The organism is Rhizobium sp. BK399 (assembly GCF_014194695.1).
Taxonomy (GTDB): Bacteria; Pseudomonadota; Alphaproteobacteria; order Rhizobiales; family Rhizobiaceae; genus Rhizobium.
Map to the genome: position 1 here is coordinate 1 of NZ_JACIAH010000023.1, position 22144 is coordinate 22144.

General features: G+C 60.9%; 18 protein-coding genes and 1 pseudogene. 4 read left to right on the forward strand and 15 right to left on the reverse strand.

What is annotated here, in order from left to right:
- The 7 genes and pseudogenes from FHT97_RS27755 to FHT97_RS27785 form a co-directional block, all read right to left on the reverse strand.
- Nucleotides 1-134 (reverse strand): annotated as a pseudogene (locus FHT97_RS27755) (acyl-CoA dehydrogenase); the annotation flags it as partial.
- An 11-nt stretch (nucleotides 135-145) separates the two neighbouring features.
- Nucleotides 146-1327 (reverse strand): acyl-CoA dehydrogenase family protein, encoded by a 1182-nt coding sequence (locus FHT97_RS27760; protein WP_183758579.1) that lies wholly within the window; start codon nucleotides 1325-1327, stop codon nucleotides 146-148.
- A gap of 3 nt (nucleotides 1328-1330) precedes the next feature.
- Complete coding sequence (locus FHT97_RS27765; protein ID WP_183758581.1) at nucleotides 1331-2182, reverse strand: enoyl-CoA hydratase family protein; 852 nt, start codon at nucleotides 2180-2182, stop codon at nucleotides 1331-1333.
- Nucleotides 2179-2973, reverse strand: a complete 795-nt coding sequence (locus FHT97_RS27770) for an SDR family NAD(P)-dependent oxidoreductase (protein ID WP_210281060.1) — start codon at nucleotides 2971-2973, stop codon at nucleotides 2179-2181. The genes FHT97_RS27765 and FHT97_RS27770 overlap by 4 nt, the downstream gene beginning before the upstream one ends.
- Nucleotides 2974-2980: 7 nt before the next feature.
- Complete coding sequence (locus tag FHT97_RS27775; RefSeq protein ID WP_183864839.1) at nucleotides 2981-5299, reverse strand: bifunctional salicylyl-CoA 5-hydroxylase/oxidoreductase; 2319 nt, start codon at nucleotides 5297-5299, stop codon at nucleotides 2981-2983.
- Nucleotides 5300-5425: 126 nt separating this feature from the next.
- Entirely contained in the window at nucleotides 5426-5941 is a 516-nt protein-coding gene (locus tag FHT97_RS27780) for a flavin reductase family protein (protein WP_183864840.1), read from the reverse strand.
- Nucleotides 5942-6099: 158 nt separating this feature from the next.
- The gene (locus FHT97_RS27785; RefSeq protein WP_183864841.1) at nucleotides 6100-7224 is read right to left on the reverse strand and encodes an LLM class flavin-dependent oxidoreductase; all 1125 of its coding nucleotides are present in this window, start codon (nucleotides 7222-7224) and stop codon (nucleotides 6100-6102) included.
- A 105-nt stretch (nucleotides 7225-7329) separates the two neighbouring features.
- On the opposite strand from FHT97_RS27785, the gene FHT97_RS27790 reads away from it, so the two are divergent.
- Nucleotides 7330-7908 (forward strand): winged helix DNA-binding protein, encoded by a 579-nt coding sequence (locus tag FHT97_RS27790; protein WP_246712815.1) that lies wholly within the window; start codon nucleotides 7330-7332, stop codon nucleotides 7906-7908.
- A gap of 15 nt (nucleotides 7909-7923) precedes the next feature.
- On the opposite strand, the gene FHT97_RS27795 is transcribed toward FHT97_RS27790, so the two are convergent.
- The 5 genes from FHT97_RS27795 to FHT97_RS27815 form a co-directional block, all read right to left on the reverse strand.
- Nucleotides 7924-8754 (reverse strand): ABC transporter ATP-binding protein, encoded by an 831-nt coding sequence (locus FHT97_RS27795; RefSeq protein ID WP_183864842.1) that lies wholly within the window; start codon nucleotides 8752-8754, stop codon nucleotides 7924-7926.
- Nucleotides 8747-9625, reverse strand: a complete 879-nt coding sequence (locus FHT97_RS27800) for an ABC transporter ATP-binding protein (RefSeq protein ID WP_183864843.1) — start codon at nucleotides 9623-9625, stop codon at nucleotides 8747-8749. Before FHT97_RS27800 ends, FHT97_RS27795 begins: the two co-directional genes overlap by 8 nt.
- Entirely contained in the window at nucleotides 9622-10446 is an 825-nt protein-coding gene (locus FHT97_RS27805; RefSeq protein ID WP_246712816.1) for an ABC transporter permease, read from the reverse strand. The genes FHT97_RS27800 and FHT97_RS27805 overlap by 4 nt, the downstream gene beginning before the upstream one ends.
- Before the next feature lie 52 nt (nucleotides 10447-10498).
- A complete protein-coding gene (locus FHT97_RS27810) occupies nucleotides 10499-11506 on the reverse strand; it encodes an ABC transporter permease (protein WP_183758597.1) in 1008 nt (335 codons plus the stop codon).
- Between the two features lie 136 nt (nucleotides 11507-11642).
- A complete protein-coding gene (locus FHT97_RS27815) occupies nucleotides 11643-13178 on the reverse strand; it encodes an ABC transporter substrate-binding protein (protein WP_183864844.1) in 1536 nt (511 codons plus the stop codon).
- 320 nt (nucleotides 13179-13498) lie between these two features.
- Between FHT97_RS27815 and FHT97_RS27820 the strand changes: the two genes are divergently transcribed.
- Both FHT97_RS27820 and FHT97_RS27825 read left to right on the forward strand, forming a co-directional pair.
- Nucleotides 13499-15664, forward strand: coding sequence for an indolepyruvate ferredoxin oxidoreductase subunit alpha (locus FHT97_RS27820; RefSeq protein ID WP_183864845.1), 2166 nt, complete (start codon nucleotides 13499-13501; stop codon nucleotides 15662-15664).
- A 14-nt stretch (nucleotides 15665-15678) separates the two neighbouring features.
- Nucleotides 15679-17208, forward strand: coding sequence for an indolepyruvate oxidoreductase subunit beta family protein (locus tag FHT97_RS27825; protein WP_246712817.1), 1530 nt, complete (start codon nucleotides 15679-15681; stop codon nucleotides 17206-17208).
- A 12-nt stretch (nucleotides 17209-17220) separates the two neighbouring features.
- Here FHT97_RS27825 and FHT97_RS27830 read toward each other — a convergent pair whose 3' ends face one another.
- The 3 genes from FHT97_RS27830 to FHT97_RS27840 all read right to left on the reverse strand — a co-directional run bounded on the left by FHT97_RS27830 (nucleotide 17221) and on the right by FHT97_RS27840 (nucleotide 20193).
- Nucleotides 17221-17727 carry a MarR family transcriptional regulator gene (locus tag FHT97_RS27830; RefSeq protein WP_016558305.1) on the reverse strand — a complete coding sequence of 169 codons (507 nt, stop codon included), beginning with the start codon at nucleotides 17725-17727 and terminating at the stop codon, nucleotides 17221-17223.
- A 25-nt stretch (nucleotides 17728-17752) separates the two neighbouring features.
- Nucleotides 17753-19342: an NAD(P)/FAD-dependent oxidoreductase gene (locus FHT97_RS27835; protein WP_183758605.1), complete on the reverse strand. Its 1590-nt coding sequence runs from the start codon at nucleotides 19340-19342 to the stop codon at nucleotides 17753-17755.
- A gap of 65 nt (nucleotides 19343-19407) precedes the next feature.
- Nucleotides 19408-20193 (reverse strand): cyclase family protein, encoded by a 786-nt coding sequence (locus FHT97_RS27840; protein ID WP_183758607.1) that lies wholly within the window; start codon nucleotides 20191-20193, stop codon nucleotides 19408-19410.
- Between the two features lie 330 nt (nucleotides 20194-20523).
- On the opposite strand from FHT97_RS27840, the gene FHT97_RS27845 reads away from it, so the two are divergent.
- Nucleotides 20524-22095, forward strand: a complete 1572-nt coding sequence (locus FHT97_RS27845; RefSeq protein WP_183864846.1) for an NAD(P)/FAD-dependent oxidoreductase — start codon at nucleotides 20524-20526, stop codon at nucleotides 22093-22095.
- Nucleotides 22096-22144 lie beyond the last annotated feature (49 nt).

A 22144-nucleotide genomic window follows, 5' to 3' on the forward strand; every position in this document is an offset into this window, starting at 1 on the left:
TCGAGCACGCGCGGCAAGAGCTTCTCCTGCGCATAGGCGTGTGCAGTCTCCTGCACCATGCGCTCCTCGTCCGTCAGCTGCTCCACCAGCCGGAACGGATCGGCCCAGTCGAAGATCTCGCGTGTTTGTAGCATTATGTCTCTCATCATTTGGTCTTCAGGAGTTCGCGCGCGATTATGAGCTTCTGCACCTCGGTTGCGCCTTCGTAGATGCGTAGCGCGCGGATCTCCCGATAGAGTTTTTCGACAATCTCGCCGGTCCGGACACCGCGACCGCCGAACAGCTGAACTGCGCGATCGATGACTGTCTGGGCCGTTTCCGTCGCCGTCATCTTCGCCATTGCGGCTTCCTGCGTCGTCGACAGCTTCTGCACATCGCGTCGCCACGCAGCCCTGTAGGTCAGCAACGTCGCGGCGTCGATCCCTGTTGCCATGTCGCCGAGGGCTGCTTGGGTAAGCTGGAGATCGGCCAGCTTTGCACCGAACATCTGCCGCTCTCTCGCATGCGAAAGCGCTTCGTCAAGGGCGCGCCGGGCAAAGCCCACGGCGGCGGCGGCGACCGAAGCCCGGAAGATATCGAGAGTGCGCATGGCGATCTTGAAACCTTCGCCCGGATCGCCGAGCCGCCGCGATGCGGGGATACGGCAGCTCTCGAAGCGGGTTGTTGCGAGCGGGTGCGGGGCAATGACATCGATGCGCTCGGCGATCGAGAAGCCGGGGTCATCGGCAAAGACGACGAAGGCTGAAATGCCGCGCGTACCCGGCGCCTCGCCGGTTCGGGCAAAGACCGTATAGACATCGGCGATGCCGCCGTTGGAGATCCAGGTCTTTTCGCCATCGAGAATGTAGTGGTCGCCGTCGGGGCGAGCCGCACAGGCCATGGCCGCAACGTCGGATCCCGCATCCTTTTCAGACAGCGCAAAGGCGGCCAGCCATTCGCCGCTGCGCACTTTCGGCATGACGGCGGCGCGAAGGGCGGCCGAACCGCTGAGGCCGATCGCTCCGGTCCCGAGCCCCTGCATCGCGAAGGCGAAGTCCGCCAATCCGTCATGCCAGGCAAGGGTTTCGCGCGCCAGGCAGACCAGGCGTGAATCAATCAGCGGGTCGGTTTCGGAAGCGCCCGTTGCCACCTTCAAAATTCCCGCGTCGCCCAACGCCCGGACGAGCCTGCGACATGCGGCATCGACATCGGTGTGGTCGATCATCGTCATCGCATCGGACTTGGCGAATGCGTCCAGCCGGGTTGCGAATTCGCGATGGCTGCTGTCGAAGAACGGCCAGTCGAGATGATCCCAGGATGGACCAGTCAATGTCGCGGGAATGGTCATAGTCTAGTTTCCCTCGAAGGTTGGCTTGCGCTTGGCGGCAAAGGCTTCAAAGGCGCGGCGAAAATCCTGTGTCGCCATGCAGATGGCCTGTGCCTGCGCTTCGGATTCGACCATCTCGTCGATGCCCATCGCCCATTCCTGGTTCAACATGGTTTTGGTCATGCCATGTGCGAACCACGGTCCGTCGGCCAGCGAGGCTGCTAGCTTGTGTGCCTCGGCGGAGAGATCGCTGCTTGGATGAAGGGCATTGTAGAAGCCCCAGGCATTGCCTTCGGCGGCGGACATGGAACGCCCGGTGTAAAGCAATTCGGCGGCGCGGCCCTGGCCGATGATGCGGGGGAGGATCCCGCATGCGCCCATGTCTGCCCCCGCAAGCCCGACGCGGGTAAAGAGGAAGGCAGTCTTTGCTTCAGGAGTCGCCAGCCTGAGATCGGACGCCATGGCGAGAATTGCGCCAGCGCCTGCACAGATGCCGTCGACAGCGGCGACGATCGGCTGTGGGCATTTGCGCATCGCCTTGACAAGATCACCCGTCATGCGCGTAAACGCAAGGAGCTCGGGCATTGCCATGCGCGTCAACGGCTCGATGATCTCGAACACGTCACCGCCAGACGAGAAATTGCCGCCAGCTCCCGATAGCACGATCGCCCGCACGTCCGATGCATAGGCGAGATCGCGAAACAGGTCGCGCAACTCGGCATAGCTGTCGAAGGTCAACGGGTTCTTCCGATCCGGCCGGTTGAGCGTGATCGTCGCAACGCGTCCGTCCTCGCTGACGTCCCAGAGGAAATGCCGGGGTTGAAGGTCCCTGAAGGAGCGCAGGTGTCCCTGCATGGTCATGTCGTTGTCGCTCATCCCGCCAAAACCTCCCCACCAGCCACTGCGATGGCCTGTCCGTTGATCGATGCGCTGCCGGGGGCCGCAAGCCACAGCACTGCGTCCGCGACCTCTTCGGGCTTTACGAGCCGGCCTTGCGGATTGGATTTCGTGAATTCGGCGAGCGCCTGTTCGGCGCTGCGCCCGGTTTTTTCGATGATCATTTCGATCGATCGCGCGATGATCGGTGTGTCGGTAAAGCCCGGGCAGACTGCATTGACGGTTATCCCCGTCTTTGCGAGTTCCAGCGCCAGTGACCGGGTCAGGCCAACGACGCCATGCTTGGCCGCGACATAAGCGGAGACGTATCCATACCCGGTCAGCCCCGCGGTCGAGGCGATATTGATGATGCGTGCCCCGTCTCCCCGTGCCTTGAGGTCCGGCAGCACCGCCTGGGTCACGAGGAAGACGCCGGTCAGATCGACGGCGAGCACCTCATTCCACATGTCGAGGCTGGTCTTTTCGAAGGCGGCGCTCGGGGCCTGGCCGGCATTGTTGACGAGAATGTCTACCGGGCCGAATGCCTTGCGGGCGCTCCCCAGTCCCCTGGCGATTGCTGCCGCATTTGTCACATCGAACCCATCGACGACATGAACACCTTCGGTTCCGATTTCATCGGCGAGAGCCTGCAGCGGCTCGCGCCTTCTGCCGGCGAGCGTCACATGCGCCCCGTCCGAAACAAGGGCACGGGCGATCGCCGCTCCGATACCGGACCCGGCGCCGGTGACGAGGGCGTGGCGGCCTGAGAGTTTGCCTGACGTGGTCATCATGACGCGCCTATTTGGCCGGCGCCGCCGTGGCGGCGCGGGCGAGGTTGGCCTCGTACTGATATTTGCCGGCCTGATATTGCTTCGGCCACGCTATCGAGGTCAGACCGATCTTGGCTGCTTCATGCAATGACCAGGCAGGGTCGGCAAGGTGCGGACGGGCAACGGCGCATAGATCGGCGCGACCGGCCGCAATGATGGAGTTGGCGTGATCGGCCTCCGAGATCGCGCCGACGGCGATTGTCGGAATGCCGACCTCGTTGCGGATCTTGTCGGAGAACGGGGTCTGGAAGAGGCGGCCGTAGACCGGCTGCTCGTTTTTTGACACCTGACCCGAGGAGCAATCGATGAGGTCAGCGCCGGCATCCTTGAACATCTGCGCGAAGATTGCCGCATCCTCGGGCGTGTTCCCGCCGTCCATCCAGTCATGGCAGGACAGTCGCACGGACATCGGCTTGTCCTCGGGCCAGGCGGCGCGCATTGCCCGGAAGATCTCGAGCGGGTAGCGGGCGCGATTTTCGTGGCTGCCGCCATACTCGTCATCGCGCAGGTTGGTGACCGGCGAGAGGAAGCTGGATAACAGGTAGCCGTGGGCGCAGTGCAGTTCGAGCCAGTCGGCGCCGGTCGTAACCGCAAGTTCCGTCGCACGGACATGGTCTGCCTTGACGCGGTCCATGTCGGCGCGATCCATCGCCTTCGGGACCTGGCTGTTCTTGAGATAGGGCACGGCGGAGGCCGAGATCAGCGGCCAGCCGCCTTCGCTGACGGGTTGGTCGATGCCGTCCCAGGCGAGCCTGGTCGAACCCTTGCGGCCGGCGTGGCCGATCTGGATTCCCATCTTGGCGGCGCTGTTGGTGTGAACGAAATCGACCAGCCGGCGCCATTGCGCGGCTTGCTCCTCGTTCCAGAGCCCGAGGCAACCAGGCGTGATGCGGGCGTCGGGCGAGACACAGGTCATTTCCGCAAACACCAGTCCGGCACCACCGAGCGCCCGCGAGCCGAGGTGGACGATATGAAAATCGTTCAGCAATCCATCCTGTGCCGAATACATGGCCATCGGCGAAACCACGATGCGATTGATGAGCGTGGTTCCGCGCAGTTGATAGGGCGTGAACATCGGTGGCAGGCACCTGTCGTTTCCGACAGCGACGCCCGATTTCTTCGCAAACCAGCGCTCGTAGCCTTCGAGCCAGGTCTTGTCGCGCAGGCGCAGGTTCTCATGGCTGATGCGTTGAGAGCGGGTCAGCATGGAATACATGAACTGCTGCGGCTCAAGCCTATCGGCGTAGCGGCGACCCACGACCTCGAACCATTCCATGGCGTTGCGCGCCGCATTCTGGATGCGCGCGACGTCGACACGGCGAATCTCCTCGTAGGTTTCGAGGACGGCCGGGATCGCTTCCCTGCCGTGTCCGTGCATCTGGAACTGCCTTGTCAGCTCGATCGCATCGTCGATTGCGAGCTTCGTGCCGGAGCCGATGGCGAAATGTGCGGTATGAGCCGCGTCGCCCATCAGCACGACATGCGAGTTGCCATTGAAATGACTCCACTTGCCGCAGATCAGGCGATTGAAGTTCAGCCAGGCAGAACCACGCAGATGGCGTGAGTTGGTCATCAGCGGTGCGCCGTCGAGCACCTCGCGGAACAGGTTTTCGCAAAACGCGATCGAGCCGTCCTGATCCATCTTGTCGAGACCGTGGGCCAGGTAGGCCTCCTCGGTCGTCTCGATGATGAAGGTCGAGGTCTGGTCATCGAACTTGTAGATGTGCGCCTGGAACCAGCCGTGGTCCGTCTTGCGGAAGTCGAAAGTGAAGGCGTCATAGAGTTTGTTGGTGCCAAGCCAGATGTAGCGGTTCGGCCGGGTGATCATGTCGGGTTGGAACACCTCGGGATAGTGGTTGCGGATCTTTGAATTCAACCCGTCCGATCCGATCACCAGGTCGGCGTCGGGGAAGTCGAGATCGGAGGTCACGTCGGTTTCGAAGATCAGCTCGACGCCGAGTTCCTCGCAGCGCTTCTGGAGGACGTTGAGCAGCTTCTTGCGACCGATACCGACGAAGCCGTGGCCGGACGTGCGCTGGCGGGTGCCCTTGAACCAGACCTCGATGTCGTCCCAGTGATTGAACGCATCCTGGATCTCAGCGGCACTTTCCGGGTCCCATTCCTGCATCGCGGCCATGGTGGCATCCGAGAACACGACCCCCCAGCCGAAGGTATCGTAGGGCCGGTTGCGCTCGACGACACGAATGGAGTGCTCAGGGTGAAGCTTCTTCATCAAAAGGCCGAAATAGAGCCCCGCTGGACCTCCTCCGATACAGACGATGCGCATCTTCATTCCTTCCCGGTCACGCCGCGCATGTGCCGGCGATCAAGTTATTTGAAGTTTAAAATATATAGAGGCAGAGCGAGGCGTCAAGGGTTAATCAATGGAATCCCGCAGGCGGTGGGCTCGTCCCTATCGCTCGAGCCTGCGATATCCACCATGCCAGTAGATCAACGCATCCTGGCCTTCAGTGACGCGAATGGCATTCACCTGGCCGATAATGATGGAGTGCGTCGCCCGGTCGATCATTTCCTCCAACGTGCAATCAAGGCTAACGGTGGCATCGACCAGCAACGGGGCACCCGTCGAAAGCGTGGTCCACTCGGCGTTGGCGTAACGCTCAGAGCCTTTGCAGCCGTGGCGGCCGGAGAAGCGTTCGGCAATGTCCTGCTGGTGGCCCGCCAGCGAATTCACGCCGAAATGGCCGAACCGGCGAAAAAGCGGCCAGCTGGAAGACGACCGGTTGACGCAGGCCATGACCAGTGGCGGGTCGGCGGCCAGCGAAACGGCAGAGGTGACGACGAGGCCGGAGCGCTCGCTACCCGTTCCAACAGTGATAACGGCGACATTGCCGGGAAGATGGCGCATGGCGGCCCGGAACATGTCCGTTGACGGTTGAAGCCCGCCCTGGCTTTCCTGAAGCAGCATGACAATCCTCCCAGAATGCGTGGTGTGTGCGCCTGCTCAACCGGAATTGGTTTTCCGCAATAGAGCATGCGCCGGTTCAGATGCTGGAGCGTTCCGTTCGCGGCGGTTGGAGACGTTGCGGCGACAGTGCCGAAAACGATTTGAGCGCCCCGCCAGGGTTAGACAGCAATATCGAATGCCTTGGCTGGACGGCGAATGCCCTCTGAGGCCAGGATCGGCAGGACCGTGTCGCGGAAGTACGGGAACTCCACCAGATAGTCCACGAACGAGAGCGTCGTGCCCCGGAAGCCGGCCTTATGCAGCGAAAGGATGCCGTCTGCGATCTGCTCTGGTGTTCCGACGAGCGGGAAGCCGCCATGGCCTGCGGCCATCCGGTCCCGGATCAGTGCCAAAAGGTCATGCGGGAAGGACTGGGCATGCGCAAACTGCAGGCGCACCAGATTGTCGACGGCGTCCCAGTCAGCATTGTCCTGCCCGAAATGACGAAGATAGTCTCGAGCCTCCTTCTCCGTCGGGCGGCAGACGACGTGTGAAAAAGTCAGGACGCCGACAGGGCGGCCAACGTCTGCAGCCTGCGCCTTCAGTGCGGTGATCTCGTCGACCGAGCGGGCGAGATCGATTGCCGGCGTGAACAGGAAATCGGCGTTGCGGACCGCGAAGTTGCGGCCTTCACCGGAGCCTGCCGCGTTCAGGATCGGGACATGGCCGGATGGCCGTGGGTCTCCCAGAATGTTGGTGAGCTTGAAGTGCTGGCCGTTCCAGTCGAAAGCCTCCTTGCGGCTCCACAGTGCCTTGACGACATCAAACCACTCTTGCGCATATTCGTAACGCTCGGCGTGACCGGCTGGAAGGTCGAGACCGAGCGCCTGATATTCCGGCTGGTTCCAGCCCGCGACGATATTCAGCCCGATGCGGCCGCCGCTGATCTGGTCGATGGTGGCGATCTGCTTGGCAACGACCGCCGGCAGGTTGGCTGCCGTATGGATCGTCGCAAAGACGTTGATATCGCGTGTCCGCGCCAGAAGTGCGGCCGCCCAGGTCATCGTTTCGAGCACGTTGCCGTGGAAGTTTGTATCGCCGCCATACCCGATCCAGCGTGCGATCGGGAGCATGAAGTCGATGCCGGCCGCGTCGAGGAGGTGGGCAAGTTGCAGGTTGTTGTCCCAGGAGTTCACCCAGCGTTCGGGAACCTTTGTTACCGACATGCCGCCGGAACAGTTGGTCGCGAAGGTCCCGAGCAGGAACTGCTGGTCGTCGAACATGGAGTTGCGCTCATTGGTCATGGGTTCACCTCGTATTATTTGTTATAATTTATGATACAAACTCTATGATTAAATTTATCGCTGTCAATCGACAAATGCTGATGGACGCGGTTTTGGGTGGAGGCTATGTCTTGGCTTTCGGAGATCGAAGAGATGCAGCGCAAGGAACCGCATGAAAAGCAGCCTGATGCGGTGGACCGCAGCTGGCATCTGGCGCGCACAGCCGTCGAGGTGGATGTCGCCGAGATCGAGTACGCGCTGATGCGCGCCTACGAGGCGTTCGGCCGCTGGCAAACGGAGTGCCTCGCGTCGGTTGTCGATATTGCCGCAAGCGGTCCCGAGAATGCCATGCTGCACATCATCCGGATGAATGACCGCCCGAAAACGATCAAGGATCTCGCGCGTCTTGCCAACCGCGAGGACATTCCGAACATCCAGTACAGCCTGCGAAAGCTGATAGGGGCGGGGCTGGTCGTGCGCCAGGGCAGTGGCCGGTCGGGCGTCACCTATCAGGTGACCGAAAGCGGTCGTGCGGTCACTGACCAGTATGCGGACATCCGTGCGTCACTGTTGATTGCGGCCATCAAATCGGTTCCGAATTTTCCGCACAAACTGGAAGAGGCAACGCGGACACTGGAGCTTTTGACGGGTATTTACGAACAGGTTGCGCGCGTCGCTGCCACGCATCGTCGCTCGCATCCCTGACGCTCACTGGAAGAACTAAGCCTCGGCAACGCGGTCGAGCCAACCGGGCTCAATACGGGGCAGGGGAATGGCGTCAAGCAAGGCGCGCGTGTAGGCGTTTTCGGGAGCAGTAAAGACACGATCGCACGAACCGTGCTCTACCACGGTGCCGTGCCGCATCACGTAGACCCTGTCGCAGACTGCACGGATGACGGACAGATCGTGGCTGATGAAGGCCATGGACAGACCGAGGTCTCGCGAGAGTTCCTTCATCAGGTTGAGGACCTGGGCCTGGGTGGAGACGTCGAGCCCGGAAACGACTTCGTCGGCCAGAACGAAGTCGGGTTCGAGCAGTGCTGCTCGCGCAATGCCGACACGCTGGCGCTGGCCGCCCGACAGCTCATGCGGATTGCGATCAAGGCAGGCGGTCGGCAACATGAAGCGCTCGAAGATCGCGGCGATCCGGCGCTCTGCGCCCCTGGCGTCGTCTGCGAGACGGTGCAGGAGCAGGGGCTCCACGAGAATGCGCCGGATCGTGTGGCGAGGGTTCAGCGAAGCCATCGGATCCTGAAAGATCATCTGCATGCGTCTTCGCAGTGGCCGTAGTGCCGCGTCGGGAATGTCTGTGATGTCTTTCCCGTCGAAACGGATCGTACCGGCCGAAACATTGACGAGCCGAAGCAGTGCGCGGCCAAGCGTCGTCTTGCCCGAACCGGATTCACCGACGATGCCGACTGTTTCTCCACGCCTGATGTCAATGTCGACGCCAAACAGCACCTTGTGGCCGCCGCCCGGCTTTCCGAGCAGTCCGCGGGTCGCGCCGTATGTGACTTCGATGCCGGATGCGGTCAAAAGCTTGTCAGACATTTGGCCTCGCATCCGTTCCAATTTCCCGCCGCAACTGATCGAACACGGCCTGCGGGACAGGCGTCAGCCCGGCGTCCGGACGGTCATAGCGCGGGCTCGCCGCAAGCAGGGCCGCTGTGTAAGCGTGAGCCGGTCGCTCGAGAACGTCAGCACACGATCCGGCTTCGACGACCTTGCCCGAATAAAGCAGTGTCACACGATCGCAGATCTGTGCGACAACGCCGAGGTCGTGCGTTACGAAGATCACAGCCGTTCCATGCTTGTCCTGCATGGCCCGGATCAGACGCAGTATCTGCTTTTGCACGGTCACGTCGAGTGCCGTCGTGGGCTCGTCGGCAACCACGAGCTTGGGCTCCAGTGAGAAGGCGGCGGCGATCAGCACGCGCTGGCGCATTCCACCGGAAAGCTCATGCGGATAGGCCTGCAGCACACGCAAGGGATCGCGGATGTGCACCTCCTCCAAAAGCGAGATGGCCCTTGCATGCGCTTGCCGCGCGGACATCCCACGTTTCATTCTAAGGCCATCCGTCAGCTGCGCTTCGATGCGCCGGCTCGGGTTGAGTGCCGTTTGCGGATCCTGCGGAACGAGCGCGATTTCGTTTCCGATGATCTGCCGCAATGTCCTCGGAGGAAGGGTCAACAGATCGCGATCCTCAAACAGAACCGAACCGCCAGTGACACGAATGGTGCGTGGCAGGATGCCGAGCAAGGCTTTTGCGATCGTGGATTTTCCCGCGCCGCTTTCACCGACGAGGCCGAGCACTTCGCCACGCATCATCTTGAGCGACACATCCCTGAGGATGGAAGCGCCGCCGTCACGATCGGAAACAGCCGTCAGGCCGGTTATGGAAAGGAGAGGAAGATTGCTCATCGGCCCATCACCGGATCAAGGGCACGGCGAAGGCCATCGCCCAGCTGGTTGAATGCCAGGACTGTAGCAAACAGCGCGATCAGCGGCGCGACCATGACCCACCAGCCTTGATAGATCATCTGCCTGCCGGCAGCGATCATGCCGCCCCATGTCGGTGTGTCCGAGGAAACGGAAAGGCCGACGAAGGACAGGATTGCTTCGACGATCACCGCAATGCCCATCTCCAGGCTCACCAGGGCGATGAGGACCGGCGCGACGTTCGGCAGTATTTCCGAAAAAAGAATGCGTGCGCGGGAAAAGCCTATGGTTTGCGCAGCCGTTACATAATCCATCTGCGCCTGGGACTTCGTTTCGGACCGGACGACACGACAAAATCGCGTCCAGTCAATGATGACGATGGCGGCGATCACCGAGTGAACGCCGGCGCCGAGAACAGCAACAAGAAGGATCGACAAGAGGACGGGCGGGAATGCCATCCATATGTCGACAAGGCGCGAAATGACCCGGTCCGCCCAGCCGGCGTACCAACCGGCGATGAGGCCCAGCAACGTGCCAATCAGAGCTGCAAGCGTTGCTGCGACAAACGCGACGAGCAGCGCAATGCGGGTCCCGAAGATCAGGCGCGAGAGCACGTCGCGGCCGAGATCGTCGGTGCCGAGCCAGTAGCCGGGCTCCGCACCGTCGATCCAGGCAGGAGGCAGGGTGCCAAGCATGAGGTCCTGTTCGAGCGGATCCTTGGGCGCGATCCATGGCGCGCCGACTGCAAGCAGGACGAGGATGAGGATGAATGCGCCGCCAAGGACGACCTTCGGTTGGGCCATGAGTGCGCGCCGTCGCCGTTTGGCCGCCGTTTGTTTGGGATAAGAAGGAATATCAACCATGACGCAGCCTCGGATTGAATGCGGCAACCAAGAGGTCGACAAGCAGGTTGACCAGAATGAACAGCACCCCGAAGACGAGTACGAGACCCTGGATCAAGGGCAGGTCGCGGTTGATGACGGCGTCAATCGCCATGTTGCCGATGCCGGGGTATGAGAAAATCCGCTCGACGATAACTGTGCCGCCGATGAGAAAGGTGAATTGGACACCCGTGAGCGCGATGGTCGGGCCGATCGCGTTGCGTAGCGCCTCCTGCACCACAAGGCGAAGCTCCGACATGCCTTTCAGCCGGGCGAGGAGAATGTAATCCTGCATCATCGCTTCGGACAATGCCGCCTTAAGGACACGGGCGATGATTGCAGCAAGCGGGAGGCCAAGCGCCAGTACCGGCATAACCATATGTGCGACGACATCGGAAAAAACTGCAAAGCGTAGCCGCGCGAGGCTCTCGATCAGATAAAACGATGTCGCAAACGGCATGTCGGTCGTAGGGTCGATCCGACCGGAAAGCGGAAACAGTGGGTAGAAGACCCCGAGCATCAAAACGAGTGCCAGGGCCCAGACAAAATCTGGAACGGCCAGAAAAACCCCATTCAGGGCGTCGACAACCGGTTCGAGCGGGCCGCGCCGCATGAGCGTGCCGACGACCGCGATCGTTACCCCCGATGCAACCGCAAGGACGAGGGCGGCGACGGCAAGTTCGAGCGTTGCCGGCAGGCGCTCGCCAAGCAGGTCGAGAACGCTGCGCTTGAGAGATATCGAGGTGCCGAAGTCGCCGCCGAGCATCGCCTTCAGCCACAAGCCGAACTGGACCGGGAGGCTCGCGTCCAGGCCGTAATGGGCGCGCAGAGCGGCAATGTCGGCAGCACTTGCGCCCGGCGAAATCATCATAGCGATCGGATCGCCGGGCACCACGCGCAACAGGACAAAGACGATCAGGGCGACGCCGAACAAGGTGACGGCTGCCATGACGACGCGGTTGAAGATAGAAAGCGCTATCATCAGCTCATTTTTCTCGCAGGACGCCGGATTTAGCCAACATGCGGCCGGTAGCGCCTGCAAAGGATGCCCTTTGGGAATGCGGACGGGCCAACTGACCCGCCCGAAGCCGGATTTATCATCCGGTGGGGAGCATGCTTTACGCCTTTGCGACGAGGGTCGGCTGCAGGGCGCCCGATACGTTCGGGACAACCTTGAGGCTTTCCTTGTAGACGATCGGCTGGGCGTATTGGAGAAGCGGGATTACATAGCCCTGTTCTGCAATATACTTGCTGACGGCCTTCCACCCGGCGATGCGCTTTGCCTCATCCTTCTCGCCCCAGAGCGGGCCGATCATGTTGTCGAGGTCGTCGGTATTCCAAACCGAATGCGGCGAGGGGCCGAACATCGCAAAGCCCGTCGACGTGGTTGGGTCACCGATCGCGTTGCCCCAGTTGTAAAAGGCAGCCGGCGCCAGCGCGTCGGCAGCACGCAGTTCGTAGTGCTTGGCGATTTCGTAGACCTCGATGTCGGCTTCGATGCCAACCTTGCGCCACATCCCCACGATCGCCTGGATCATCTCGTAATCCTTGGGCTTGAAGCCCCGCGTGGTCTGGATCTTGAACTTGACGGGCTTTTTCGGCGAGTAACCGGATGCGGCGAGCAGCGCCTTTGCCTTCTCGGCATCGAAGCCGACGACGATCGACGGATCGAAGGCATCATATTCGGGCGCCTCCAGCGTGTCGATCGGCACGCCATAGCCGCGCAGCAGGCGGGCAACGATCGCCTTTTTGTCGATTGCGTGGTGGGCGGCCAAACGCACGTTCTTGTCCAGCATCACGTCGATGTTGTTGATGAAGATCATGCCGATATCGGAGATCGGGGTCGCGGTGCCCGAAAGCCCCGACTTCTTTTTCAGGCGATCGAAATCTTCGTAGGGAATTTCGAGCGTGACATCGGAAGAGCCGGATTCGATTTCAGCAACGCGGCTGGTCGTATCGGGTACAAACTTGAAGACGACGGTATCGAAGGCGGGCTTGCCGCCGAAGTAGTTTGGGTTTGCCTTGAGGCGGAGAAAGGCGTTGCCCTCGTAAGCGTCGACCATATAGGGGCCGGTGCCGATCGGCTTCTTCTCGAAGCCTTCTGCACCGACTTTTTCATAATAGGCTTTGGGCAGGACGTAGCCGGTCAGAAACGCCATCCACTTGAAGTAGGTCGGCTCGAAGCGCAGTACATCGCCGGTGATGCGATGGCCCTCAATCTTATAGTTGCCGGCCGTCGACCAGATGAAGGAAATCGGATTTCCTCCCTTCTGATCGGCCGCGCGGGTCAGCGACCAGACGACGTCCTCCGGCGTAAACGGCGTGCCGTCATGCCATGTGACGCCTTGGCGGACATCCATCCAGACCTTGGTCTTGTCTTCATTCCATCCCCAGTCCGTCAGAAGCCCGGGTTGGAACTTCAGGTCCGGTCCCTGGCCGATAAACTGGTCGAAGATCGAGCGATAGATGGCCTGGATGGCCGGATTGACCGCCGACGGGCCGGTGGTGGGGTCGAAGGATGGCAGATTGACGTTGAAGGCTATCGTCAGCGTGCCGTTTTCGGCAGCCAAAACGATATTTCGACCGGCGAGAATCCCGGTAATGAAGGTTGCTGCGCCCAGGCTCAAGGCCTCGCGCCGAGTAAGCGTCGTCATAGTCACTCCGTTCCCCTTGTGAAGCGGAAGGAGGGTTTTCTTACCTGCCGGCCGCTGGCGATTTATTATCGGAATGCTTCAACCTTAAAATAAGTCACAGAAACCGGCAAGCGCTTTGTTGAAGCTTGAAAAATCCACTTCCCGTGATCAATAATATGCTGGAGCATATAATTTTCGGCAGATGGCCATTGGTCATGCCGACGCCGGCGTGTAACGCCTTCAATCAAAGAAGGCATTTGCCGATTGACAGGGTCGCGCGCGCCGAAATATGCTTTTGCAAATGAATAGAAAGGCAGTCCGAATGGACGAAGGGGAATGCCATGGCCGAACGCTCGTTTGCGCGTGAAGTCGAGGATCTGAAGCTGGGGGAAGGTGAAATCTTCCGCGGCGAAGGCATCCTTGCAATCACCAAAGCTCTCCTGCAATCCGGTGTGTCCTATGTCGGCGGATATCAGGGTTCGCCCATCTCGCATCTGATGGACGTGCTTGCCGATGCCAAGGACGTGATGGAGGATCTGGGCGTCCATTTCGAGACCTCGGCGTCGGAAGCCGCGGCCGCAGCCATGCTTTCGGCTTCCGTCATGTATCCGCTGCGCGGCGCCGTCACATGGAAGTCGACAGCCGGCACAAACGTCGCCTCGGACGCGCTGTCCAATCTTGCGTCCGGCGGCGTGACGGGTGGCGCGCTGATCATCATCGGCGAGGATTACGGCGAGGGCTCCTCGATCATGCAGGAGCGCAGCCACGCCTATGCGATGAAGTCGCAGATGTGGCTCCTCAATCCGCGTCCCAACCTGCCCTCCATCGTGCAGTCGGTGGAGAAAGGGTTCGAGCTGTCGGAAGCCTCCAACACGCCCGTTATGTTGCAGGTCGGCATCCGCAGCTGCCATGTTCACGGCCAGTTCGAGGCAAAGGACAACAAGCGGCCTGAGTTCACGCTGAAACAGGCCTTGGAAAATCCGGTGCGCGACGTCAATCGCATTGTCCTGCCGCCGGCGTCCTTCCTGCATGAGAAGGAAAAGCTCGGCAAGCGCTGGCCGGCTGCAGTCGAATATATCAAGAAGAACGAACTCAACGAATACTTCGGCCCTTCCGAAGGCGACATCGGCATCATTCTTCTTGGCGGGATGTACAACGGCGTCATGCGCGCGCTGCAGCAGCTCGGGCTTGCCGATGTCTATGGCAACTGCTCCGTGCCGCTCTATGTCCTGAACGTTGCCTATCCCCTGGTCGATGATCAGATTGCCGACTTCTGTGCTGGCAAGAGGGCGGTCCTTATGGTCGAGGAGGGCGCGCCGGAATATATCGAACAGTCGCTGAACACCGTTCTGCGCCGTCGCGACATCCAGACGAAGGTATCCGGCAAGGACGTCCTGCCGCTTGGCGGCGAGTACACCACGCCTGTGCTGATGAAAGGCATCAGGGATTTCCTCGAGACGCATCAGCGTGTGCTGCTCGGCAATCAGCCACCGCTGCCTGACCCGACGCCGGTCCTCAACGATCCGAAGGTCAAGGCGCTTGCAGAAGTGGTGCCCCCACGTCCGCCTGGCTTCTGCATCGGCTGTCCCGAACGGCCAATCTTTGCGGCCATGAAACTTGTGGAACAGGAACTCGGCGAGCACCATGTCTCGGCCGATATCGGCTGTCATCTCTTCTCGATCCTGCCGCCCTTCAATATCGGCGGCACGACGATGGGCTACGGCCTTGGCCCAGCCTCGGCCTCCGCTTTCAATGTCGATGCGGAGAAGCGGTCGATCTCGGTCATGGGGGATGGCGGCTTCTGGCACAACGGTCTTGCGACCTCGGTCGGCAATGCCGTGTTCAACAAGCAGGACGGCGTCATCCTTGTTGTCGACAATTACTATTCGGCCGCAACCGGCGGCCAGGACGTGATGTCCTCGCGCGCCATCAATCCGCGCCGCAAGACGAACAGCTCCATCGTCAACGCCGTGAAGGGGATCGGCGCCACATGGGTTCGGCAGATCGACCGGACCTATGACGTTGCCAAAATGCGCGATACGCTACGCGAGGCCCTGACGACGAAAGAGCCGGGCCCAAAGATCATCGTCGCCTCGTCGGAATGCATGCTGAACAAGCAGCGCCGCGTGAAGCCGCAATTTGCCAAGGCCGTCAAGGACGGCCAGCGCATGGTCAAGGAGCGCTTCGGGGTTGACGAAGACGTCTGCACCGGCGACCACGCCTGCATTCGCCTTTCCGGCTGTCCGTCCCTGTCGGTCAAGCACACCGACGACCCGCTGAAGGATGACCCGGTCGCAGCAATCGACAACAACTGCGTTGGTTGCGGCAACTGCGGCGAGGTGTCGGAAGCGGCCGTCCTCTGTCCGTCTTTCTATCGCGCTGACATCATCCACAATCCGACCGGTTGGGATCGGTTTACCGCCCGCCTGCGTAGCGCCGTCATCGGCTGGCTGCAGAGGCGTCGCGCCTCCAGCCGCATTGTCTTCGTGGAGCAAGGCCTGCTATGAACGAGCAACGTCCCATGAGCACTCGCCTTTCGACCGACAAGCCAATCTCGCTGGCAATCCTTGCCATGGGCGGCCAGGGCGGCGGCGTTTTGGCCGACTGGGTGGTCGGAGTTGCCGAGAGCCAGGGCTGGATGGCTCAAACAACTTCCGTTCCAGGCGTCGCACAGCGAACCGGGGCGACGATCTATTATCTGGAACTCTTGCCGGCGCGCGATGGCCATGAGCCGATCTTCGCGTTGATGCCGACGCCCGGCGATGTCGACGTCGTGCTTGCCGCCGAGCTAATGGAAGCCGGGCGCTCGGTGCTGCGCGGCCTGGTGACACCAGACAAAACAACCCTGATCGCATCGACGCACCGTGCCTTCGCCGTCGGTGAAAAGGAAAAGCCCGGCGATGGCATCGGCAATCCCGTTGTTGTCGTAGAGGCGACGGATTTTGCAGCAAAGAAAACCATCGCCTTCGACATGGAAGCGCTGGCTGTCAAGAACGGCAGCGTGATCTCGGCCGCAATGTTCGGTGCCCTGGCGGCGGCCGGTGTGCTGCCCTTTCCCAAGGATGCTTTCGAAGCCATGATCAGGGCGGGGGGCAAGGGCATCGAGCCCAGCCTGCGCGCCTTCAACGCCGCTTATCAACGCACCGTGGAAAAACCGCGCGATCCGGTCTCCGACCGGCCGCACAAGCGGCTTGATCCCTTGCCGTCAAGCACTGGCCATGCGACGCTCGATGCTCTGCTCGACAGGATACGCGGCGAGTTTCCCGAGCCGGCACGCGCATTGCTTTTCGCCGGTGTCAAGAAGCTGACCGACTTTCAGGATCCGGCCTATGCCGACGAGTATCTGAACCGTGTCGGCGCGCTTCTGATGAACGACCGGGCGGCGGGCGGTCCGGACAAGGACTACGCCTTCACCTGCCAGGCGGCAAAATATGTGGCCGTGGCGATGGCCTATGACGATGTCATACGCGTGGCCGACCTCAAGGTCCGCGCTTCGCGCTTCGACCGCGTCCGCAAGGAAGTCGGCGCCAGAGACGACCAGATCGTCTACATGACAGAATACATGCATCCGCGCATGGACGAGGTTTGCGGCACCTTGCCGAAACGGATCGGCCTCTGGATCGAAAGTCGGCCGGCCGTCTTCAATCGCCTCGATCGCTTCGTCAACAAGGGTCGGCGCGTCAAGACGGGCACGCTGTTCTGGTTCTTTTGTCTCTATGCGGTGTCAGCCCTGCGCGGCACACGCCGCGGCACGCTGCGCAACATGCGAGAGATTGAACATAGAGAAAACTGGCTCACGCAGGCGCAACGGCTGCTTCCAGACGATTATGACCTTGCCGTCGAGGTCCTCAACAACCGGCGTTTGGTGAAAGGTTACTCTGACACCCATACCCGGGGTCTGTCCAAGTTCGACCGGGTGATGTCGGCACTGCCGCTGTTGAAGGGGCGCGAGGATGCAGCGGCATGGATGCGACGGCTGCGGCAGGCGGCATTGCTCGACGAGAACGGGATCGCACTGGATGGAGCGTTAAAGACGGTTGCGACGCTCTGACGCGTGGCGATCTCAAATCTCATGCTTGCGGATATTGTGCAGCACCTTGTGCAGCGTCGACAGGAAGGCGCGGTACTCGACTTCGTCCACGCCGTCGAACATCTGCAGGAAGAGGTCATACATGCTCGGCCAGAGCTTTTCGAACGCTGCCCGCCCTTCTTCCGTGATCGAAACGTCTCGGACGCGCATGTCCTCAGCCCGAGGCTGGCGCCTGATGTAGCCTTGTTCCTCGAGTGAATCGAGTGTTCGGCTCATGGTCGATTGTTCGGTCACCGCGAAGACGGACAGTTCGTTGATCGTAACCGACGACGCAATGCTCAAGACCGCGAGCGTGCGCATTTTGGCGGTTGTCACGTCCTGTTCCTTGAGCTCTTCTGCCAGATTGGCGTTCCAGCGCGCCATCAGTCGGTTCATCAGGTAGGGGGCGAAATGGTTGAGGCCGATCTCGCCCATCGTCGGACGCGTCTCGTAACCGTCTTCCTTGCGTCGCAGAACCGTACCCGAAAACCGTTCTTCCATGGATGAGCGTTTCCTTGTCCTTGCGTCAGGGGAGGGAAGATGCGAGCAAAAATCCGGAGCCGCCTGACAGACCGGGGCCGGGATGGGCCGATGCGCCGATATGGTAGAGACCCGGAATGTGGGTGCGGTGGTTAACAGAAGACTTAAACGGGCGCCAGAGGAAAAACTGGTCTATTCCGCAGTAGCCGCCATAGGGATCGCCGCCAACGAGGTTGATGTTCATTGCCTCGAGATCAGCGGGAGAATAAGCCGCGCGAGCCAGCTTGATCGATTGGAAATCCTCGATGTGTTGCGACAGGATTGCCTCGATGCGATCGGCGTAGCGCTCGCGAATGGCTTGCGTCCAAAGACCGTCGGATGTGGTTGCGATCTCGCCCGCCGCATCGCCCTTGATGAAGCGCGGCGCTTCGGGCAATTGCAGCCAGAGGATCGATTTTCCGTCTGGTGCACGGCTCGGGTCGAGAGATGCAGGCTGGCCGACGCAGATCGTCGGCTCTGCGGGCAGCAGGCCACGCTCGCATTCGTTGGCGGCGCGTGACACCCCGTCGAGACCGGGTGTCAGATGCAGTAGTGCGACCTTCCCGAGTTCCGGATTGGCCTTCCACCTCGGCGGCTCAGCCAGTGCGTAGTGGATCTGCATGTTGCCCTTTCCATAGCGGAAGCGCGCAACGGCCTCTGACGTCTCGGCGGGCAGAGGCTGCGGCCAGTCCTTCGTGAGACGCCCGTAGAGCTGGTTCGGCGTGGTTGAGCAGATGACACCGCGGTTGGCTGCGAGGATCTCGCCGCTCGCAAGCCTGACGCCGCCAGCCTGGCCTGAAGGGGATGTTGTCACCTGCGCGACGTCGGCTCCGGTTCGGATCTTGCCGCCATGATCGGAAATCAATCTTTCAAAAGCATTGAGCAGGGAGACTGCGCCTCCCTTGGCGATCGGGCAGCCGGCAAGTTCAATCGCAAAGCCGATGACCTTCAGCATTTCGGCGGAATACGCGGCTTCCGGTCCCAAGCCGCAATGCAGCACCCAAGGAGCCCACAGGGCATGAATATCCTCGGACTTATAGGTGGTTTCCAGATAGCCGCGGGCAGGGACCAGCGCCTCGCCGAACCAGGCGGCAAGTTGGCGAAGACCGCGTCCCCAGCCCTGCTTTGCGACGGCCTTCAGCGTCGTGCCAGACCACAGCGCGCCACCGAGAAGTGAAAACAGGAAAGGCGCGTCTGCACCGAGCTTGTTCATCTCGCTCGAGAAGACCATGCCGTCACCGGCGTGGAGCTTGTCGAAGGTCGCGACGTTGCGTTGCCGGTCCATGGAGAAGATGACATGCGAACCATCCGGCCGCAGGACGCCGGTCGGCAGATCCGCATGTGCGAATTCCAGACCGCGGGCTTCAAGATCCTTGCCGAGCACCCCATAGGCGGGCGAGGTCACAAACAGCACCATCGTCGTCGCCATCAGGTCGTGGACAAAGCCGGGCTCGGTTATTTCCTCGCTGCGCAGGCAGCCGCCGATTTTTTCATTCCGCTCGAGAACGAGGACCTTGCGGCCCTTCTTCCCGAGCATCGCGGCTGCCACCAGCGCGTTTATGCCACTCCCGACAACGATGTAGTCGTATTCAGCCATTGTGTCGCCTCGGCGCAGCCAGAAATGTCAAACGGGCCGGAGTCTGGCTCCGGCCCGCACGAGCTTTAAGTCGTGACAAGCGCCAGCGCGCGCACGGGTGAACCGGTGCCCTTGACGAGCTTCAGCGGAGCGGCAATCAGGACCGCACCTTTTGGCGGCAACTGGTCGAGCTGACAAAGGCTTGCAAGTCCGTAGCGGTTGGCCTTGTGCATCAGGTTGTGCGCGGGAAAGGGCGGGTTCATCCCACCGGCCGAGCCTGCATCGGTTCCGATCGTTTCCTGACCCCAGCCGATGATGTTCTTGGTCAAAAGGTATTCGATGGCCTCCGCCGTCGGGCCTGGGGAATGAGGTCCATTTTCATCGGCATTCAGGAACGTCTCGCTCGAGCCGTTGCGCTTGTACCAGTCGGTGCGCAGCAGCACCCAGCTGCCGGCTTCGATCTCGCCGTGCTCGGCTTCCCATTCCTTTATGCTCTCTACGGTGAGCAGATAGTCGGGGTTGGCGGCAGCTTCCTTCGAGCGGTCGATCACGTTGACGGGCGCGACGAAGTTCTGCGGCGCAATGGTGTCGGTCGTATTGTTCGGATTGTCCTTGCCAGTGATCCAGTGACAGGGCGCATCAAAATGCGTTCCGGTGTGCTCGCCGAGTTCCAGCCAGTTCCATGCCCAGAATGGCCCGTCCTGGTCATAGGCCGAAATGGTGTGGACCTTGACGTTCGGTGTGTTCTTGCCGAACTGCGGCGGCAGATAAAGCACCGGCGTGTCGGGTCCGAGTGGGGCAGTGAGATCAACGACCTTCACGGCGCCTGACACAAGTGCGGTTGCGAGGTTTGAAAGAGCTGTAGTCGACATTTCATGGTTCCCCTTGGCGAGATGCCAGCGCGACGGTGCAAAGGGCTTTGGAGGCTTCTTGTCTGTTGCCCGTGATGGCTGGATAAGGGGAGCGTATGTCACGAAATATGATATTGCAAGTATTTGGATGTTCCGAGAAGGTCCCGGGGCGCCGACAGGTCAACGGGGCTAAAACCGCAGTGACTTCACCTGAATATCAGACTTTCAATAGCAATCAGAGGTCTCCCGAGGACGTTGTTGGTGACCTCGAGGCTTTCCGGCCCTTGAACAGGTTCGTCTAAGATGTATGCATGTGCGAATAAAAAGGCAAAGTGAACGAGGGGTTCAAGCATGAGTTACGATGCAGTGGTGGTGGGCGCCGGTCACAATGGTCTTGCTGCGGCCGTCCACCTGGCGGCGAAGGGATGGAAAGTAGCGGTCGTCGAGGCCAAGGGAGAGCCGGGCGGAGCTGTGAAAACCCGCGAACTGACCGTCCCCGGCTTCCGTCACGACGTTGCAGCCATGAACCTGTCAATGTTTGCCGGTTCCCCCTTCTTTGCCGAACACAATGAAGCACTGATCGCACACGGCCTTGATTTCGTGCCTGCGGCTGATTGTTTTGCGACAGTGTTTCGCGACGACACCTTTCTTGGCGTCAGTTCCGATCTTGAAAAGACCAGCGACGGTATTGCGGCCCTTTCGCCGGAAGACGCCCGAAGGTGGCGCGCGATGCTTGCCGAATTCGGATCAGACGCACCCCATATTTTTGCTCTTCTGGCGACCCCAATGCCGTCGTTGGCGGCATTGAGGGTTGTCTGGAAAGCATGGCGGCAGAAGGGAACCGGCTGGCTCTACGACACGCTCAGGCTTCTTTTCGCCTCGCCCCGAGATTTTCTGGATGGACGCTTCACGCATGCCAAGGTCAAGACGATGATGGCGGCGTGGGGCTTACATCTCGATTTCTCCCCCGATATCGCCGGCGGGGCCCTGTTCCCCTATCTTGAATCGATGGCAAACCAGGCTTTCGGCATGGTGATCGGCAAGGGCGGCGCCGACACGATGATCACAGCGATGACAGGACTTCTCCAGGAAAAAGGCGGAGAACTGATCCTTGATGCACCGGTCGACAGCATCAGCGTTTCATCGGGACGGGCAACCGGCGTGGTCCTGGCTGACGGGCGAACCCTCGAGGCGCGCAGGGCTGTCATTGCCAATGTTCATCCCAAGAACCTGTTTGGCCGGCTCGTTGCGTCAGACCCGGTGCGCGCCGAGTTCGATCGCAGGCTCGGAAAATTCCGCGAGGGGCCAGGCACGATGATGATCCACCTCGCGCTCGAAGGGTTGCCCGATTGGCGGGCGGGGGAAGAACTCAAGCGCTTTGCCTATGTGCACGTCGCCCCCGACCTGGAAATGATGTCGCGGGTCTATGCAGAGGCAGCGGCCGGATTACTTCCGACGGAACCCGCCCTCGTCGTCGGCCAGCCAACGGCAATCGATCCTACCCGGGCGCCGCACGGAAAGCATGTTCTTTGGTTGCAGGTGCGTGTCTTGCCGGCGAATTTCCATGGTGACGCCGCAGGCAACATCAGCGCCCGGAACTGGGATGAGGCAAAGGAAGCCTATTGTGAGCGTGTCCTCGACATTCTCGAGCGCTATGCGCCGGGCCTGCGTTCGAAGGTGCTCGGGCGCGCGATCTTCTCGCCGACTGACCTGGAGCGTGAGAACCCGAACCTGATCGGCGGCGATAATCTTTCGGGAAGTCATCATCTCGATCAGAATTTCATCTTCCGACCCGTTGCCGGATATTCGCGCTACGCCACGCCTGTGAGGTCGCTCTATATGTGTGGCGCCTCGACCTGGCCGGGCGCAGGAACGGGAGCAGGATCGGGCTTCATGCTTGCAAAAATGCTTTCCCGGTCGTAACGGCGACCGCCAAAGCAATTCCTTTGACATTTCAAATATTGGTGCCTAG

Coding starts and splice junctions, on each gene's coding strand:
- FHT97_RS27835 (WP_183758605.1), bottom strand. CDS start 19,342: ATGGCTGAATACGACTACATCGTTGTCGGGAGTGGCATAAACGCGCTG.
- FHT97_RS27815 (WP_183864844.1), bottom strand. CDS start 13,178: ATGACGACGCTTACTCGGCGCGAGGCCTTGAGCCTGGGCGCAGCAACC.
- FHT97_RS27810 (WP_183758597.1), bottom strand. CDS start 11,506: ATGATAGCGCTTTCTATCTTCAACCGCGTCGTCATGGCAGCCGTCACC.
- FHT97_RS27840 (WP_183758607.1), bottom strand. CDS start 20,193: ATGTCGACTACAGCTCTTTCAAACCTCGCAACCGCACTTGTGTCAGGC.
- FHT97_RS27800 (WP_183864843.1), bottom strand. CDS start 9,625: ATGAGCAATCTTCCTCTCCTTTCCATAACCGGCCTGACGGCTGTTTCC.
- FHT97_RS27805 (WP_246712816.1), bottom strand. CDS start 10,446: ATGGCCCAACCGAAGGTCGTCCTTGGCGGCGCATTCATCCTCATCCTC.
- FHT97_RS27790 (WP_246712815.1), top strand. CDS start 7,330: ATGTCTTGGCTTTCGGAGATCGAAGAGATGCAGCGCAAGGAACCGCAT.
- FHT97_RS27830 (WP_016558305.1), bottom strand. CDS start 17,727: ATGGAAGAACGGTTTTCGGGTACGGTTCTGCGACGCAAGGAAGACGGT.
- FHT97_RS27770 (WP_210281060.1), bottom strand. CDS start 2,973: ATGATGACCACGTCAGGCAAACTCTCAGGCCGCCACGCCCTCGTCACC.
- FHT97_RS27765 (WP_183758581.1), bottom strand. CDS start 2,182: ATGAGCGACAACGACATGACCATGCAGGGACACCTGCGCTCCTTCAGG.
- FHT97_RS27825 (WP_246712817.1), top strand. CDS start 15,679: ATGAGCACTCGCCTTTCGACCGACAAGCCAATCTCGCTGGCAATCCTT.
- FHT97_RS27795 (WP_183864842.1), bottom strand. CDS start 8,754: ATGTCTGACAAGCTTTTGACCGCATCCGGCATCGAAGTCACATACGGC.
- FHT97_RS27845 (WP_183864846.1), top strand. CDS start 20,524: ATGAGTTACGATGCAGTGGTGGTGGGCGCCGGTCACAATGGTCTTGCT.
- FHT97_RS27820 (WP_183864845.1), top strand. CDS start 13,499: ATGGCCGAACGCTCGTTTGCGCGTGAAGTCGAGGATCTGAAGCTGGGG.
- FHT97_RS27780 (WP_183864840.1), bottom strand. CDS start 5,941: ATGCTGCTTCAGGAAAGCCAGGGCGGGCTTCAACCGTCAACGGACATG.
- FHT97_RS27785 (WP_183864841.1), bottom strand. CDS start 7,224: ATGACCAATGAGCGCAACTCCATGTTCGACGACCAGCAGTTCCTGCTC.
- FHT97_RS27775 (WP_183864839.1), bottom strand. CDS start 5,299: ATGCGCATCGTCTGTATCGGAGGAGGTCCAGCGGGGCTCTATTTCGGC.
- FHT97_RS27760 (WP_183758579.1), bottom strand. CDS start 1,327: ATGACCATTCCCGCGACATTGACTGGTCCATCCTGGGATCATCTCGAC.